This window comes from Duganella aquatilis (assembly GCF_009674565.1).
GTDB classification, from domain to species: Bacteria; Pseudomonadota; Gammaproteobacteria; order Burkholderiales; family Burkholderiaceae_D; genus Rugamonas; species Rugamonas aquatilis.
On record NZ_WKJL01000003.1, the window covers coordinates 92,260 to 108,484 of the forward strand.

Below are 16,225 nucleotides of genomic sequence, written 5' to 3' on the forward strand. Positions count from 1 at the left end.
AGGATCATGAGCGACCAAATGCACGGGGCTCGCTTAGACAGCATCGCTTATACTTTAGCCCACTACCGCAGCTACAAGGATCATTCCGACCAAGCTTCATGTGCTTGACTGCTTGCGCATGCACGGGAAGAACATCGCGTACTTTCGCTCCAGGCTTCATGTCAGCTGTGAGCATTTCCATTTCTTTAGAAGCCTCCCAAGGGAAGTCCAGCGTCACGCCGAACTGAACCTGTCCGCTTGGGCTCACAGAAACTCCAAACCATTGTGCCGCCCGTTCTTTGTATTTGCGTTTAGTACAATGGGCCTCCAGCACGGCAATCGCTTCGGACGATGGCGTTGGATTGCAGTGGAAGCTAACTCCTCCGGGAGGTGCGCTCGACGCAAGCGTAACATCGTGTCGCTTGCCATCGAGCTTCGTTTGTCGCGTAATGGTCTCAAGTATGCGATGGACGTTCTTGCATGAATCCTCACTCATTGACAGTAAATGAAAACCGAGTTCGAGAGTTGCAGGATCAGCCCTAGCTTCAATCTCTTCGATGAGAGACTCATAGCGAGTTCCGCGCATCCGTGTGAGGATTCCTTCTGGCGTAGCATCGCCAGGCAGGTTCTCTCTGCGGACTAGCATCGCTGCGTCCAAGTCCTGAGCGACAGAATCTTCGAGTATGACCGTGTCGTACTTATCATCCAGCCAGAGGTTCTTTTTCAGGTGATAACCGAGAACCGTCAACTCGTGCCCGCTCATCAACTTATCCGAGACTGCCACGCGCAACTTCACATAACCGAGAAGTCTCAGTGGCGTCGCAAGCATCTCCGTCAGGGTGTCGAGAAGGAACACATCCATCACGAATGGAGCTCGAATAACATCGGTGGTCTGGGACTTCAGCGACTGGCTTGCCTGAAAAGCCAGCGCCGGATAGTGCTCCGATACAAGGCTGAACAAAAATACTTCCTTGATGCTGGCTGGAAGCTGGACCTCTTTATCTTTGTCATCCACGAGCCGACAGCCACCGGCAAGCATCTCGTTCGCACAAGTCCAACCTTGGTCATACGAGTCTTGGATAGCCGCTGCAAAGTCAGCCTTCAGTTGGTTATCGTTCCCTTTGCGCGCGGCGATAGTTAGCTTTTTCGCCTTCGCCTGCACGATGATGAGCCGGTCTCCATAGATAACCAAAACATCGGCCTCACCCACAATGTCTTTGCCACGATGTAGGTTCACATTCACATGAACGTGCCCAGCGCCGAATACCCTGGCCAGCCGGCGCGCAGCGAACTGCTCCGTGAAAATGCCGCGGTGTGTAGAAGCCGTTTGGCGATAGGACTTGTCGTCCCACATCCAAAAGAAGGGAGACTCGTACAGAGCCTCACATATGGCGTAGTGCGAAAACAGGAGTACAGTTCCGCGGTCGGTGGGCAGTAGCGGCCGAGCAGCGACCTCGTTGAAGTCCCCCACCTCCCTAAATCCGGGATTGTCCCCTACAAAAGCAAAAGCGCGGAAGAAGGCTTCGACTACGTCTTTCGATACACGACTACGAAACGCCACCTCATCCACCGAAAATTCAAATGCTGGCAGCCAAGTTTCGGGAGGGGTATTGGTCTCGCGCGCATCGGATAGAAGGCGCGTCCCCTTTTCGTCGATCAAGGAGCACATCGTCTTTGCGATGATTCGCGCTTGGCTTGAGGTGAAACCTTTTGACTTGAGCAGCCACGCGTCATCCTGTCCGAACTTCTCAGGCACAAAGTCCCTGTACTGGAAGGCATAGGCTGACTCGGTGCCATAGAAAATAGGCTCCCGCATCCCTGGTCCGTGCCAAGGGGTTTGTGGCTCTATACCGGCCTTCATTGCGTTGAACAGGGAGGCGAACATTGGATAAGACATCGCATCGTGCAGCTCTCGCATAAGAGAATCAGTCTGCTTGACGTAGCGCTCCACTACTTTCGGCTCCTGCGGCGACAGGTCCAATGGCTTCTTCGCCATCACGCCTAATATCGTCATTATCTCCGTTCGAATTAGCCTCTCGCCATTGAACAACCAGTTCATGTCCGATGGTTTTAGCTTCCCCTTAATGAGAATGACGTTGTCGCGATTACAGATGTGTGCGACAGCATGAGCATATCCAGGCGATGTAGCTAGCGAGGTAAGCTCTTCAAGAATTTGGGATTCCTCCCGCGGTTTCTTCATGCCCCCCACCTTTCAAATTCATAAGCCTAGGTCCACAGGCTATTCACTCCACACCCACTGAACACCATCAATCATGAAGGGCTGCTTCAGACCAAACGCCTTGGCAAAGCCGGGGTTTAAGTCGATGCCGGCGCCGTTCTTGATGTTGGCGAGATGCGGCATGGTGTCCCGCAGCTCACCAACGACGGTCTTTCCTGCATAGGTAACGGAGACCTTCTTGCCGCGGGCGGCACCTTTGGTGCCCCACTTCTCTCCCCAGACCTCCCGCGGCAAGGCGCACATCGGAGTCGTTTCACTCGTGGTGTCATCGCCCCAATAGCCAATGCCGTTATCTCCGAGCTTGAGCGCCTCCGCTTCGGACTTCCCTTCCGCTATAGCCTTTTTGTAGGCTGCGATATCGCCAGGGTCAGCGAACGATGATGCTTTCACGGTGGGCATGGGAACCTTTCGTCCTAACTGGATAGATCAACGGCTGGGGCAGCACCGGTTATTACAGGTGCCGCAAGCACTGGTTGACCGGCATCAGACGTCGGTTGGTTCTGTGCATTCTCAGTCCCAACAGCCACTGCCTGAGCTGGCTTAGGCCTAAAGACCGCTTTACGTTTCGACGCGTGCTCCAACCAACGATTTGTCCTAGCAGACGTGTACCAGCAAATCGCGAACGCATATAGCGTCATCGCTTCTGCCACGAAAACACCGATGTCCGTTGGCTTATCAGCCTCATCAGCAAACGAGTGCATGAGATAGGGGATGGCCGCCAGGGCTTGCAAGGCTCCGGCCGCCACGTACATGCCCATCCGACGTTTGATGTATGTGGCTTGCGCTGCCTGACCGGCGTCTTTGGCCACTTGAAGCTTTTCCTTTGCGCGTCGGTAAAAAACCACGCAAAAGTACAGCAGTACCCCCACCACAAGCGCGGTACCGATTGCGTGTGCATGAGGAATTGCGGACCGTGGAATGTTATCGAGGTACTGTCCATCACATTCACATCGGTTTGTAGCCAACACTACGGCTCCGAGGCAAGCAAGCTTGGACAATAACAAGTCGGTGTCGTCCCCGCCGTTGTAGGCCAAGAGTAATGCAGCAAGAGCGAACATTAATCCCACGAAAATGTCTCGCGTCCACTCCTGCTCGCTCAGCACGTAGCACTCCGAGATGGACGTTGGAAATTTGTGCAAGGCACCTATGCCCCAAGCCACTATCAGAATAGTCGGAAGAGCGAAGGCAATCGCGCCGATCATCCATTTAACGGTGCCAGTATCGACTTCCTGCTCAGAAGTCCGAAGTTGTTTAAACATAAATGTCACCTCGTATAAGATTCCCTAACAGCTTTTATTACATGCTCCGGTGAGCGAAGCCCCCCTAAGTTCCAGTGCTCGCCCGAGGGGATTCACCATTCAAGTTGGAACGCGGAACCCAAGCACCCGTTTTTTTTCATAGGCAGCTAAACAAACGGAATCGCCTTGATTCCCTCCGAGAAGCATTATGTAATTGGGGTTGCTATCATGCTCGCCCATGTACAACCCAACGTGGCCTTGCCATCCGCCTGGGCTCCCGCGCCAAAGTACCGTTATCGCTCCCAACTCGGGGGTAGAAATGGATTTCCCCCAGTGCAGCCACGATCTTGCTGCGGCATTACGCGTGCCTTCGATACCGACTTCTTTAAGACACCAGTTTATGAAAGCAGAGCACCACGGCGTCTCGTCATCAGTTGATCCATAACTCGTAGCGCTGTGGTAAGCGACGATCCTGGGATTATCGGCATCCCCTGGGAACTCCCTTACCCCGATTTCTTTTTCGGCTACAGCTATCCAAGGATGTACATTGGTTCCCATATTGCCTCCATGTTTTAAAAACTGCGAACTGCTTAAAGCCAAATGCCTTGGCGAACCCTAGCCGCCAGTTAGATGCAGGCGCCGTTCTTGACGTTAGCAACATGTGGGGTAGCGCCGCCCACCAATCGCGTTATCCCCATAGATAACCCAAATCACAGCCCAGCGGATGACGCACACTTCTGGAGCTCAGCTTCAAAGGTCAGTTTGTCTTCGATTGCCTGGGTGAGCTTTTGGATATCAGCACTGTCAAGCGCAGTAAGCCGCTTCATCGAACTAACCCCCATGAATTCGAGATTGTTTGCGTCTTGAGCTGCTGCTCCAGCTTTGCCCGTTTCTTCTTTGGCCTTAAGTGCATCGATCTGGGTTTTCAGTTCCGAGGCTACTGTCGCTGCATCCTTAACAGCTAACGTACTGCGCAACTTCTCAAAAACGGAGTGATCGATAGAACGAAGCGTGTCACTCAAGACTTGTTCGGGTCTGACGTTCGCGGCCTCGGCCGCCTTCACAGCAAGCGAGTTCATTGACGCCCTGAATTGCTCCATGTGTACCTCACATCTACCGATGCGGGCCCGCGCCTTCGCGATGTTTTCGCTAGATGCTGTTCCTTCTTTCTCTGCCTTATCGGTCCCATCTTTCAGCAACTGACATTGAGTTTTTGCACCGGACTGCAGAGAAGTTACCAGAGCGTTCGGAGTCGATTGAACGCTGAAATTTTCCGATAATGAGACGTTAAAAGTTGCGCTCTGTGCGCTTTTAAGCTTGGTCGCCTTATCCACGACACACATTAGCGCTATCTCACCTGCGCGGTAGACACCCATTTGCCCGTCTGCGTTGAAAGTGGAGTTTCCAACGGTGTGGGCACCCGTGCCGATGGTTAGGGTTTTCAGTACATCAACTGGGGCTCCGAAGGCCGCAGCCGATACAGATATCACTCCTAGCCCAATGTTTGTCTGAGCATTAGCATTACCCGAGCCTGCCAAACTTTTCTTTGTCTTGCTGTATTCGTCGAGCATAGCTTTGGCAGTGTTCAGCTGACTATCAAGGTCACCACTTGCAAACGTCCGAACATCTGGGTAGTAAATCTGAGCAGCGCACCCCGTCAGTAAGAACAATAAAAGGACCGAACAGCCACTTACTAGGCGCATGGTGAATCCTCCAATAGTTGTAGGAATAGGACTACATCACATGCAATTTTGATTGCAAATCAAATAACTTTCAACAATATCAATTCATTGCGAATTGATAGTTTTGCAAAAGGGAGACATCTGATAGTGGATTACTTCAAAGCCCAAACATCTCTGGCAGAGTAGCCCAGCGATAGCGGCTGTATTCATCCGGGCGCTCCTCGCGCATGATTAGCATGGGATACGAAAAATCAGCAGTCGGGATCAGATGCAGGGAACGTACGTCCGAATGGTCAGGCTGTAGTTGGATAGCTATAACGAACTGAGTCTCTTCCGGCCATCGGAGCGGGAAGTACCATCGAAACGGTTTGCTCTCATGCAGCCGGCGCGCGCGACTGACCTGAAGTCGCACAAGAATGTGCCCGTTCAATATGAAGGTATTTTTGTGTGCAGCTGGTGCGAAGGAGCCCCCTGCACAGGCAACACATTCGCAGACCTCGAGGAACTTCTCACGCCGCACTTTCTCGATCTTACGGAAGGTCTGAAGGAGTTTGGTCGCACGGGGAGTGGCCGGAACGCCAGCAAGCTCAAGGGCCTGAGTTAGCGTCCCAAATCGATTTATGAAGAGATTAATGGCCGGAACTCTACCGTCCTCCTGGATGAGCTTGGTAGATACCTTGCCGTGCTCTCGATATAACATGCGCAAAAAGTCTAGCAGCTCGTCCCTAGAGAATCGGATAGCTCGTTGGGCTCGCAGCTCCTGCGCACGACGGAAGGTCTCCGCATCAACCAGCGGAGCGAAAGCCCCCCGCTTGACTATCCACTTCCCTCGCGGATTGCGAGTCGGCGCCGCCTGCATTTTTTGCGTCGTTCGGTTGTACACGACCGTGCCAATGTACTTCTCATGGGTCAGGATGTTCGCAATGATGGGAGCTGTCCAGGGCCGTCCCCATTCGGATGGAATGCCCGCCTCATTGAGCGCACGAGCGATTTCAGTATCGCCCTTATCACCGTACACGTACCAGTCAAAGATACGCCGGATGACGGCGACTTCATGGTTCGGACCAGGTACAAAAACGACATGGTCGGTGAGAGCGCATTTCCTCTCTCCGGCCTTCAATTCACGTCGCAACTTTCCGCTCGGCTCGATGGACGCTCGACGCAAACCATATCCCGCTGGGCCGCCTTGCTTGAAGCCTCGCCGAACCAAGCGAGATTGTCCGGCGAATACCTTCTCCGATAGCACGCGACTATCTTCGGCCGCACGTGCCCTGCTTAAGGTCTTCAAGATCAGGTCAGCCAGAGAATCATCGTTGCCGAACTGCTCCGCTACGTAGATGATCTTGACACCAGCGTGCCTACAAATGAACTCATAGTGAGCGCTCTCGTCAGGGTCTTGAAACCGCCCCCACCGTGTGACGTCATAAACCAAGACAGCTTCAAAATCAACGCCCTCGCCGGATGTCACGTCATGAATCAATCCAAGCAAGCCCTTGCGCCGCTTCGCTGACACGCCACTTTTTCCTGGGTCGATGTACTCCTTGATGATGGACATCCTGTGGCGCCGAGCATAGGCCAATAAAGCCAACCGCTGGTTCGCTATGGACTCGGCCTGACCGTCGGTGGACATTCGCATGTAAAGCGCTACTCGCCTGCTTTGAGGGGCCGCACTCAACCGTTTTCCGCTCTGCGTCGCCATATGGCACGATGACATGCTGGTGGAGATATCTACAACATATCATGGGCTCCATCTCGCCGCACCCCGTTTGTACGCGAGCACAGACAACGCGACCTCAATTCCAATGCCGTTTTCAAAGAGAAAGACTGCGGCAAAGAAACGTCCATGAGTGGCCGAAAGCTCTCGAGCAGCAAGACAAAATCGATAGGTTCGTAATTCCATCACCACACAATACTCCTTAGCAGGAGAGGCGAATTGCGATATATCAAAGATGCAAATAGGAGGTGTGATGGATACAGCCGAATCGGCACCTGATGTTCTGCTCAAGTTGAAAGCTGCGGCCTACGTTCGCATGTCGAGAGCGACACAGGACCATTCAGTCCAGCACCAGTTGGATGCGATCATGCGCTACGCGGAAGTGAAGGGCTTGTCAATCATTCGGACTTTTGTTGACGCTGGACATAGTGGACTGAAGGTCGAAAATCGCCCTGGGTTGCTGTCGCTGCTGTCGGAGGTTACCAGCACAAGCTGTGGATTTTCAGTGGTCGTGGTTTTCGACGTGAGCCGCTGGGGGCGCTTTCAAGACGTCGACGAAAGCGCATTTTATGAACACTTATGTCGTCGAAGTGGAGTGGCTGTGCAGTATTGCGCGGAGTCGTTTATCGCGGACGGATCGCCAATGAGCGCGCTTCTAAAGGGTATCAAACGGATTATGGCAGCGGAATATAGTCGCGAGCTAGGAGTTAAGGTGCTAGCGGCCCAGTCTCGATTTTCTAGCATGGGCTATAAACAGGGAGGTAAGCCTGGTTACGGCTTGCGCCGAGTGTCGGTGGCCGCAGATGGGTCAAGACGCACGCCTCTGATGCCGGGAGAGCGTAAATCCACGGCGACTGACCGCGTGGCGTTAGTTCATGGACCTGCAAACGAGGTGGCAATTATTCGCCAAATATTTCACCTGTATGTTGAACAAGGCCTAAGTGACCGCAGAATTGCTACCCTGCTGCGCAAAAACGATTCATCGAGAGATTCAGGAAAACCTTGGAGCGCTACTGCAGTGCGCCGCATTCTGGTGAACAGGCGTTATTGCGGTGATCTAGTCTACAACCAGACCACACGTCGCATGGGCAGTTCTGTCACAAGGAACCAAGCCGCCCTATGGATATGCTGTAACGATGCATTGCCTCCAATTGTTGAACGCCCCATATTCGAGATAGCACAAAGTATTAGAGAACAACGCGCTGGAGGTTTTCAGCGCGAGGCCATCCTGAAGCAATTGCGTGCAATTTATGAGCGCCACGGTACGATCAGCATAGCACTTTGCCGTCGCGATCCCACCTTACCTGGCGGAAGCGTCATCAAAGCGTTATTCGGCGGATATTTGCGCGCCTACGCTGCGGCCGGCCTGCCGGCTCTGCGCACGGTGACTGGCACCTTGAATTATCGTAATAGCAGATTATTAGTTGCCGACCTGTTTGCAGCTGTTCGACGCTACGCGACAATTGCAGGCGGTAATGCAAGCGCAACCGAGTGGAATAACGTTCTCTTACTTAACGGTGCTGTGCACGTGAAAATAGCGGTTGCGGCCTGTCGCTCGGACGGTGCCGGCAGGTCACGCTGGAGGGTACCTTTACGCTTGGCTATGCCGGCTGACTTCGTACTGTGCGGCCTAATGGATCGCAGTAACATCCGGATAGAACATTATGTATTGCTAGCGCAAGAGCAATTTAGACATGACGCAATGTTCTTATCAGAGCAAAGTATGGAGCGCGTTGCCCACGCCTGTTATGACAGTTTAGCCCCCATTTTCGCTAACCCTAGCGAACATGACTCCTGATTGGGATGCTCGTTCTAGGCAACGTCCGCTTCGACCGAATGCTGTCTCAGCTTAGCTTAACGAGGCCCGCTGCCGTTCCCAACACAACCGCCCCCAAGCTAACTTCATGAAGGTCGGACAAATATTCGGAACTTTTTCCGTGCACGAACTCCTGTCCCTTACGCCCACGAACACCTGAGACGTATATCACTGGCACATCAAAGCCGCCATCAGCCGCCTCTACGAGAATGATTTGGTCGTCATCGTACTTCGCTAAGGCTTTCAGCAAGTCTCTTTTTTTCACGTCGTTCCTTTACTGGAGGACTGCCCCTCTTGGCTGAATACAGTCTACCGTGTTTAGGATAGGCAGTGCGGCGATTCGGCCGTTTGATACACAGCACCGCATGCCCAAGATAGACAGCCCCGGGGCGTCTGCCGTCGATTGGAGAGGCCTAAGAAGGCCTTCACTGCAAGTGCCCGCCCCAGGATTGTAGGCCAGCGGCGCATAAGTCATTACCTAGTTCGCAATCGCTTGTCCGGCACCAATTCTGCCGGCTAAGAATTCGGTGAAGGCGAATGCACACAAGATAGTGCCCGCGTCACTGTCGCCAATACAGCTTTTAAGCTGTATTCTGTATTTACAAACTATAAGCTGTATTCTGACCATGCCATTCAGTCGCTCTTCCACGGCCAAATCCCAGGGAAGAACTTTAATGTCGTAAACCAAAACGACGTGGTTGAGCCAGGGAAGAACTATTTGTCGTTCACATTTGAGCGAGGAAATGTGAACTCTTTTGGAATCAATGGGTTATATAGCGGAGCCAGGGAAGAACTTATTTGTAAGCCACCATGGTCGATGCCGCGCTGGTCGCCCACCACCAGTGCCACGATCACGCCCGCATACGGCTTGCCGGGCAGCGCCGCCAATATGCGCGCGCGCAGCACCGCGCGGCCATGTTCAACCAGGTTGCCGGCGCTGAAGACAAAACTGTCCAGCCGCTGATTGTCGCGTGCGACGCGCACATAGCCGGTTGCGCGCAGGCCCTGCTCCAGCAGCCACGCTTCATAATCGAAACCGTAGGGATTGGCGTTGCCGTGCGGCCGTTGCAAGCGCACGGTGAGCCGCCAGCGCTCGCCGGGCTGCACGTCGCCGACTTCGGCCAAGCGGGCCGGCTCGCCGCGCGAAGCGGAATACCACGACACCGCGATGCGCGGCGGCACCGCGCCCGGCGCGCCAAGCACCCGTTCGACCGCGAAGTTGAAGCGCACGCCCTGGGAGAAACGGTAAGGCAGATTGTCGATGGTGCCGATCACGGTGAAGTCGCGGCCCTCATCGGCCACCGCCAACTGCGGCGCCAGCGCGCGATGCGCCAGCCATGCGGCCCACAGAAAGCCGGCGGCCAGGCCGGTCAGCAGCGCCGCCCACGCACGCCAGGCCATCGGCATCCGCCTGATCAACACCAGCCAGGCCGGCAGCACGGCGGCGCCGATGGCGATCGCCGAGGCCATGGGCAGCGCCGCCTGCATCTGCAAGCAGGCCGCGCCTGCGGCAAAGCCGATTATCGCCATCCGCATAGCATCGCCTCCCTTCCGGCGATACTACGCAAACCACCACGGCGGCACGCCAGCGCGCCGCCGTTGTTTGATGCAGATCAGTTCAGCGCTAGTGGCGGAACGCCGGCTGCGATGCCTGCAATCTACAACTCGGCGGCGGTTTCGACCAACAATTGCCGGAACCACTGGTGCGCCGGGTCGTGGCGATAGCGGACGTGCCAGGCCATGTCCACCGGAAAAGTGCCCAGATCGACCGGCGCCGGCAGGATCTTCAAGCGCGTATCCTTGGCGATCTGGTCGCAAACCAGTCGCGGCAAGGTCGCACAGTAGTCGGTGGTCGCGATAATCTCCGGCACCGCCAGAAAGTGCGTGACTGAAATGGCAAGCTCGCGCTCCAATCCGCGCTGCTTCAGCGTCTGGAACAGCCCGACGCGCATGCGGCCCGGCGGCAGCACATTCACATGCCGCATCCGCTCGTACTGCTCTTTGGAGATGCTGTCAGCGATATCGGGATGGTCGGCCCGCACCACGCAGGCCAGGCCGTCGTCCATCAGATGCTGGACGATCAGGTTGTCCGGCGGATCGACCATGCGCCCGATCACCATGTCGGTGGTGCCCGAGATCACGCCGGTTTCCGCCAGGTCGGTGCCAAACGGCATCAGCGACACCTTGACCCCAGGCGCCCGCGCGCGCAGCTTGGCGAACACGCGCGGCATCAGAACGATCTCGACATAGCTGTTCGGCGCCACGTTGAACTGGCGGGTGGTGGTGGCCGGATCGAAGTGCTGCCGCCCCAGCAGCACCTCGTCCAGCCGGGACAGCGTCTCGGCGATCAGCGGCGCGATCTCCTCGGCGAACTGGGTCGGTTTGATGCCGTAGCGTTCGCGTATGAAGAGCGGATCGCGCAGGGTGTCGCGCAGCCGGTTCAGCGCGTTCGACAGCGCCGGCTGGGTGATGCCGAGCCGGGTCGCGGCGCGCGTCACGCTGCGCTCTTCCATCAGCGCAATGAAAATCGGCAGGAGATTGAGGTCGTATCGCATGCAGTCATAATGCCATATGAATATCTAGCATCAAACAAATAAATTTCTCGAATATGTGGCGCTGGCGCATAGTGATCTCATCCGTTCGCACCCGCGTTCCCCACTATTTCGAAAGCACGCCATGACTACCCAAACCCTGCTGAGCGGCGACGCCGCCGTCAATATACCCAAGCCCGTCCCTGTCACATCCAGCCGCGCCGGCTCGCTGGCACTGTTCGCGCTGGCGCTCGGCAGTTTCTGCATCGGCACCTCCGAATTCGCCAGCATGGGGATTATCCAGCTGTTTTCCGCCAGCTTCGGCATCGAGATTCCCCAGGCGACCAATGCCGTGACCGCCTATGCCCTGGGCGTGGTGATCGGCGCGCCGGCCGTCACGCTGGCCGCCGCGCGGCTGAACCGTCGCACGCTGCTGCTGGCGCTGATGGCGCTGTTCGTCGCCGGCAACCTGCTGTCGGCGGTTGCGACCAGCCTGCCGCTGCTGATGGCCGCCCGCTTCATCAGCGGCCTGCCGCAAGGCGCCTACTTCGGCGCCGGCGCGATGGTCGCCTCCTACATCATGGGGCCGGGACAGTCGGGCCGGGCGTTCGCCATCGTGCTGGCCGGCCTGACGATCGCGACCATCGTCGGCTCGCCGCTGGCGACCTTCCTCGGCCAGCACCTGGGATGGCGTGAAACCTACCTGGCTGTGGCCGCGCTGTCCGGACTGGCGCTGCTGGCGATCCGCCAATGGCTGCCGCGCACCGAAGCGCTGAACGGCGCGCCCATCGCCCAGGAATTATCGGCGCTGCGCAAGGGGCAACTGTGGGCGGTGATGGCGGTCGCCACCACCGGCATCGCCAGCCTGTTCGCGATCTACACCTTCGTCGGCCCGATCGTGACCGACGCCGCACAGTTGGCGCCGGCCGTCATTCCGGTGGCGCTGGCGATCTTCGGCGCCGGTATGACGGTGGGCAATATGGTGGGTGGTCGCCTGGCCGACCTGTACCCGATGCGCGGCATCGTGCTGGGTTTTGGCGTGTCGCTGGCCGTGCTGGCGGCGCTGGGCGTGGCCGGGCAACAGCCGTGGGTACTGTTCCCTGCCCTGTTTATCCTGGGCGGCGGCCTGATGGCCTCGATCCCGACCATGCAAGTGCGGCTCACCACGCTGGCGCCGGAAGCACCGTCGCTGATGGGCGCGATGACCCTGGCCGCGTGTAACCTGGGTAACGCCATCGGCGCCTGGGCCGGCGGCGTCACCATCGACGCCGGCTTCGGCCTGCTGTCGCCGGCCTGGGCCGGCTTCGCGCTGACCCTGACCGGCCTGGTGATTTTCGGTCTGACCGTGCTCGGCACGCGCCGCAAGGCCTGACAGCGTCCGGCCCGGCAAGGCCGGCGCTACAGCCGGGGCAAGGCTGCCCTGGCGTTGGCCGTGGTGGCGGCCGCCACCTGCTCCAGCGTGATGCCGCGCAGTTCGGCCAACACGGCGCCGATGCGGGGAATCTGGTCCGGGCTGTTGCGGCCGGGATGGATCCAGGCCGGCGAAATGTCCGGCGCGTCGGTTTCCAGCACGATGGCATCGAGCGGCAGCTCGGCCGCCATGCGGCGTATTTGCAGCGCCCGCGTGAAGGTCATGGCGCCGCCGAAGCCCAGCTTGAAGCCGAGGTCGATATAGGTTTTGGCCTGCTGGTCGCTGCCGTTGAAGGCGTGGGCGATGCCGCCGGCCGGCGGAATCTGCCGCACGTGCTTGAGGATCACGTCCTGCGAGCGGCGCACGTGCATCAGCACCGGCAGGCCGAATTCGCGGGCGATCTTCAGCTGTTCGCGGAAAAAGAACACCTGCTTCTCGCGCATGGCCGGCTCGGTCAGCATGGGAATGAAAAAATCCAGGCCGATCTCGCCCAGCGCCACGAAGCGCGGGTCGGCCATGGCGGCGGCAACCTGCTCGCGCAGCACGCGCAGGTCGTCTTCGCTGGCGTTCGGCACGTAGATCGGATGGATGCCCAGCGCGTAGCAGCCGTTGTCGATGCTGGCCGCCAGCTGGCTGACGATGGAGAAGTTGGCCCTCTCCACCGCCGGAATCACAATCATGCCGACACCCTGCGCCCCGGCCAGCGCGGCCTGCGCCACGGATTCGTTGCCGAATTCGTGGGCGTCCAGGTGGCAGTGGGTGTCGATCCACATGATGTCAGCCTTCGTCCGCCTGCAATCCCTGTTCGGTCATGCGCAGCACGCGGTCGCAGCGGCGCGCCAGTTCGATATCGTGGGTGACGATGACAAAGGCGGTGCCCAGGGTGCGCGACAGTTCCAGCATCAAATCGAAGATCTGCTGCGCGGTGGCGTGATCCAGGTTGCCGGTCGGTTCGTCGGCCAGCACGCAGGCCGGCTGCGTGACCAGGGCGCGCGCCAGCGCCACGCGCTGGCGTTCGCCGCCCGACAGCTCGCCCGGCACGTGCGACACGCGCTTGCCCAGGTTGACGCGCTGCAGGATCTGCTGTGCGGCCGAAGTCGCTTCGTCGCGCTTGACGCGGCGTATCATCAGCGGCATGGCGACGTTGTCCAGCGCGCTGAATTCCGGCAGCAGGTGGTGGAACTGGTAGACGAAGCCCAGCGATTTGTTGCGCAGATCGCCGCGCGCGGTTTCGCTCAGGCTGGCGAAGTCCTTGCCCTGCAAGGTCACGCTGCCCTTGGTCGGCGTATCGAGGCCGCCCAGCAGGTGCAGCAAGGTGGACTTGCCGGAGCCGGAGGCGCCGACGATGGCCACGCGCTCGCCGCGGCGGATGTCGATGTCGATCCCGGCCAGCACCTGCACCGAATACGAACCCTGGGTGAAGGTCTTGCCCAGGTTGCGGCAGGACAGGACGACAGGTTCTTGGTTACTCATAGCGCAGTGCCTCCGCAGGTTTGACGCGGGCGGCCCACCAGCTCGGGTACAGCGTCGCGACAAACGCCAGCACCACGGCGACGCCGCCAATCTTGAATACATCCGGCCAGCGCAGGTCCGACGGCACGGTGCTGATGTAGTAAATATCCTTGGACAAGAACTGCACTCCCAATAAATGTTCGATAAACGGTACGATCACGTCGATGTTCAGCGCCACCAGCACGCCCAGGCCGACGCCGATGGCGGTGCCGAGGATGCCGACCAGCGCGCCCTGGATCATGAAGATCTTCATGATCGACGGCGGCGAGGCGCCCAGCGTGCGCAGGATGGCAATATCGGCCTGCTTGTCGGTCACCGTCATCACCAGCGTCGACACCAGGTTGAAGGCGGCCACCGCGATGATCAGGGTCAGAATGATGAACATCATGCGCTTCTCGGTCTGCACGGCGGCGAACCAGTTGGCGTTCAGCTTGGACCAGTCGCGCACGAACAGGTCGCCCGGCATCGAGGCCTTCAGGTCCTGCGCCACCTGCGGCGCGCGGTGCATGTCCTGCAGGCGCAGGCGCAGGCCGGCCGGCGCGTCGATGCGCAGCAGTTTTTCAGCGTCGGTCAGGTGGACGAAGGCCAGCGCCGAATCGAATTCGTTGTGGCCCGCCTCGAAGATGCCGACCACGGTGAACGAGCGCAGACGCGGCAGCACGCCGGCCGGCGTCGGCTGGCCCTGGGCCAGCGCCAGCGTCACCTTCTCGCCCAGGTTGACGCGCAGCGCGCGCGCCAGCTCGATGCCCAGCACGATGTTGTAGGCGCCCGGTTGCAGCGCATTGAAGCTGCCGCGTTTGGTCTGTTTGGCGACGTCCGAGACTTTCGGTTCTTCTTCCGGCAGCACGCCGCGGATGATGGCCGGACGCAGCACGTCGTCGCGCACCAGCATGCCCTGGGTTTCGGCGAACGGCGCGGTGCCGACCACTTCCGGATTCTTGCGCGCGGCGGCGGCTTCTTCCTGCCAGTTCGGCATCGATCCGCGGCCGTCGAAGATTTCCACGTGCGCCAGCACCGACAGCATGCGGTCCGTCACCTCTTTCTGGAAACCGTTCATCACCGACAGCACCACGATCAGCGCGGCGACGCCGAGGCCGATGCCGGCCATGGAGATGAGCGAGATAAACGAGATAAAACTATTGCGTCCGCTGCGCTTGCCCGCCCGCGTGTAGCGCAGACCGACCAGCCACTCGAACGGCAGATTCTTCATAATACTCATGGGCTCCGGGAGGGATCAAACTGAATTAGCCCGAAGTTTGCCATACAAACGCACTTTCATGGGTGAAACACCGAACTTTCCAGCCATAAAAAAACCGCGCCGGGCAGCATGGCTGCGGGCGCGGCGGAGGATCTTAAGAACGTCTTAAGCGGCGAATTGTTCGTTCTTTTTCGATTTGCGGCGGGTCATGAAGCCAACCAGGCCCAGGCCGGCGCCCAGCATCGCCCAGGTATCGGCTTCCGGTACGGCGGCGAGGGTGGCGGCGATCAGCGTCTGCGAATTATCGGCGGTGAACACCGTGTACTGGTACATGCCGCTCGGCGCGCTGATTTTGGCCGCTTCGCTCAGCATGTGGTCGGCATCGCGGACGCGGGCGTCGACAAACAAACCGTCCGGCGTCACGCTGAAGTATTGTTTGCCGGTGGTGGTTTGTGCCAGATTGCCGTCGTCGGCCACCAGTTCCCACAACGCCAGCTGGAACGAGAACTGCTGGTTGGCGTTGCCGATGGTGTCCTTGTACGAGCTTTCATACAGCGCGCGCACCTTGTCGCTGACCACCGTATTGGTCACGTTGTAGTGTGCCGTGTAGTCATAGGCATCCTTGGCCACGCTCGGCTGGAAGCAGAAGGCCAGAAAGCTCTGGTGCAGGTCCGTCTCATTGACCATGTCATAGACGTTCACCTGGATATTGGCGGATGCCGACGGCTTGTCGTTGATCGACTTGCCGCCCGCGTCCGTCAGAAAACCGACGAAGTTGGAGTCGCTGCTGTAGAGGACAGGTTCGGTCCCGGCGTGGGCGGCGCCGGCGAACGCCAGGGTGATTGCCAGTCCTGCGGTGTTCAGTGCATGCTTGATTTTCATGGTCTTCTTCTCTCTGTCAATAA

The 16,225-nt window shown here is 58.2% G+C and carries 14 protein-coding genes; 2 read left to right on the plus strand and 12 right to left on the minus strand.

The genetic code is table 11. The features are described from left to right. Positions 1-4: 4 nt before the first annotated feature. The 6 genes from GJ698_RS06580 to GJ698_RS06605 all read right to left on the minus strand — a co-directional run bounded on the left by GJ698_RS06580 (position 5) and on the right by GJ698_RS06605 (position 6,852). Entirely contained in the window at positions 5-2,179 is a 2,175-nt protein-coding gene (locus GJ698_RS06580; protein WP_154356818.1) for a nuclease-related domain-containing protein, read from the minus strand. Between the two features lie 39 nt (positions 2,180-2,218). Further along, positions 2,219-2,617, minus strand: coding sequence for an RlpA-like double-psi beta-barrel domain-containing protein (locus GJ698_RS06585; RefSeq protein ID WP_154356819.1), 399 nt, complete (start codon positions 2,615-2,617; stop codon positions 2,219-2,221). Between the two features lie 14 nt (positions 2,618-2,631). Beyond that, on the minus strand, positions 2,632-3,477 hold the full coding sequence (locus tag GJ698_RS06590) for a hypothetical protein (protein WP_154356820.1): 846 nt from the start codon (positions 3,475-3,477) through the stop codon (positions 2,632-2,634). 99 nt (positions 3,478-3,576) lie between these two features. Continuing rightward, positions 3,577-4,014 carry a TIGR02594 family protein gene (locus tag GJ698_RS06595; RefSeq protein ID WP_154356821.1) on the minus strand — a complete coding sequence of 146 codons (438 nt, stop codon included), beginning with the start codon at positions 4,012-4,014 and terminating at the stop codon, positions 3,577-3,579. A 152-nt stretch (positions 4,015-4,166) separates the two neighbouring features. After that, entirely contained in the window at positions 4,167-5,159 is a 993-nt protein-coding gene (locus GJ698_RS06600; protein ID WP_154356822.1) for a hypothetical protein, read from the minus strand. Positions 5,160-5,295: 136 nt separating this feature from the next. Continuing rightward, on the minus strand, positions 5,296-6,852 hold the full coding sequence (locus GJ698_RS06605) for a recombinase family protein (RefSeq protein WP_154356823.1): 1,557 nt from the start codon (positions 6,850-6,852) through the stop codon (positions 5,296-5,298). 253 nt (positions 6,853-7,105) lie between these two features. Here GJ698_RS06605 and GJ698_RS06610 point away from each other — a divergent pair, with 253 nt between their 5' ends. Next, on the plus strand, positions 7,106-8,650 hold the full coding sequence (locus tag GJ698_RS06610; protein ID WP_166454816.1) for a recombinase family protein: 1,545 nt from the start codon (positions 7,106-7,108) through the stop codon (positions 8,648-8,650). A 732-nt stretch (positions 8,651-9,382) separates the two neighbouring features. On the opposite strand, the gene GJ698_RS06615 is transcribed toward GJ698_RS06610, so the two are convergent. Then, on the minus strand, positions 9,383-10,204 hold the full coding sequence (locus GJ698_RS06615) for a ComEC/Rec2 family competence protein (protein WP_154356825.1): 822 nt from the start codon (positions 10,202-10,204) through the stop codon (positions 9,383-9,385). A 122-nt stretch (positions 10,205-10,326) separates the two neighbouring features. Further along, the gene (locus GJ698_RS06620) at positions 10,327-11,223 is read right to left on the minus strand and encodes a LysR family transcriptional regulator (protein ID WP_154356826.1); all 897 of its coding nucleotides are present in this window, start codon (positions 11,221-11,223) and stop codon (positions 10,327-10,329) included. A gap of 121 nt (positions 11,224-11,344) precedes the next feature. Here GJ698_RS06620 and GJ698_RS06625 point away from each other — a divergent pair, with 121 nt between their 5' ends. Then, the gene (locus GJ698_RS06625) at positions 11,345-12,571 is read left to right on the plus strand and encodes an MFS transporter (RefSeq protein WP_154356827.1); all 1,227 of its coding nucleotides are present in this window, start codon (positions 11,345-11,347) and stop codon (positions 12,569-12,571) included. A gap of 26 nt (positions 12,572-12,597) precedes the next feature. Here the strand turns inward: GJ698_RS06625 and GJ698_RS06630 are convergent, their stop codons facing one another. The 4 genes from GJ698_RS06630 to GJ698_RS06645 all read right to left on the minus strand — a co-directional run bounded on the left by GJ698_RS06630 (position 12,598) and on the right by GJ698_RS06645 (position 16,202). Next, positions 12,598-13,383, minus strand: a complete 786-nt coding sequence (locus tag GJ698_RS06630; RefSeq protein ID WP_154356828.1) for a TatD family hydrolase — start codon at positions 13,381-13,383, stop codon at positions 12,598-12,600. A 4-nt stretch (positions 13,384-13,387) separates the two neighbouring features. After that, complete coding sequence (lolD, locus tag GJ698_RS06635) at positions 13,388-14,083, minus strand: lipoprotein-releasing ABC transporter ATP-binding protein LolD (protein ID WP_154356829.1); 696 nt, start codon at positions 14,081-14,083, stop codon at positions 13,388-13,390. Further along, on the minus strand, positions 14,076-15,341 hold the full coding sequence (locus GJ698_RS06640) for a lipoprotein-releasing ABC transporter permease subunit (protein WP_154356830.1): 1,266 nt from the start codon (positions 15,339-15,341) through the stop codon (positions 14,076-14,078). Before GJ698_RS06640 ends, lolD begins: the two co-directional genes overlap by 8 nt. 144 nt (positions 15,342-15,485) lie before the next feature. Further along, the gene (locus GJ698_RS06645) at positions 15,486-16,202 is read right to left on the minus strand and encodes a PEP-CTERM sorting domain-containing protein (protein WP_154356831.1); all 717 of its coding nucleotides are present in this window, start codon (positions 16,200-16,202) and stop codon (positions 15,486-15,488) included. Positions 16,203-16,225: the final 23 nt, after the last annotated feature.

Bases quoted from the DNA above. Each gene is read 5' to 3' on its own strand.
- GJ698_RS06580 (WP_154356818.1), bottom strand. From the start codon at position 2,179: ATGAAGAAACCGCGGGAGGAATCCCAAATTCTTGAAGAGCTTACCTCG.
- GJ698_RS06585 (WP_154356819.1), bottom strand. From the start codon at position 2,617: ATGCCCACCGTGAAAGCATCATCGTTCGCTGACCCTGGCGATATCGCA.
- GJ698_RS06590 (WP_154356820.1), bottom strand. From the start codon at position 3,477: ATGTTTAAACAACTTCGGACTTCTGAGCAGGAAGTCGATACTGGCACC.
- GJ698_RS06595 (WP_154356821.1), bottom strand. From the start codon at position 4,014: ATGGGAACCAATGTACATCCTTGGATAGCTGTAGCCGAAAAAGAAATC.
- GJ698_RS06600 (WP_154356822.1), bottom strand. From the start codon at position 5,159: ATGCGCCTAGTAAGTGGCTGTTCGGTCCTTTTATTGTTCTTACTGACG.
- GJ698_RS06605 (WP_154356823.1), bottom strand. From the start codon at position 6,852: ATGTCATCGTGCCATATGGCGACGCAGAGCGGAAAACGGTTGAGTGCG.
- GJ698_RS06610 (WP_166454816.1), top strand. From the start codon at position 7,106: ATGGATACAGCCGAATCGGCACCTGATGTTCTGCTCAAGTTGAAAGCT.
- GJ698_RS06615 (WP_154356825.1), bottom strand. From the start codon at position 10,204: ATGCGGATGGCGATAATCGGCTTTGCCGCAGGCGCGGCCTGCTTGCAG.
- GJ698_RS06620 (WP_154356826.1), bottom strand. From the start codon at position 11,223: ATGCGATACGACCTCAATCTCCTGCCGATTTTCATTGCGCTGATGGAA.
- GJ698_RS06625 (WP_154356827.1), top strand. From the start codon at position 11,345: ATGACTACCCAAACCCTGCTGAGCGGCGACGCCGCCGTCAATATACCC.
- GJ698_RS06630 (WP_154356828.1), bottom strand. From the start codon at position 13,383: ATGTGGATCGACACCCACTGCCACCTGGACGCCCACGAATTCGGCAAC.
- lolD (WP_154356829.1), bottom strand. From the start codon at position 14,083: ATGAGTAACCAAGAACCTGTCGTCCTGTCCTGCCGCAACCTGGGCAAG.
- GJ698_RS06640 (WP_154356830.1), bottom strand. From the start codon at position 15,341: ATGAGTATTATGAAGAATCTGCCGTTCGAGTGGCTGGTCGGTCTGCGC.
- GJ698_RS06645 (WP_154356831.1), bottom strand. From the start codon at position 16,202: ATGAAAATCAAGCATGCACTGAACACCGCAGGACTGGCAATCACCCTG.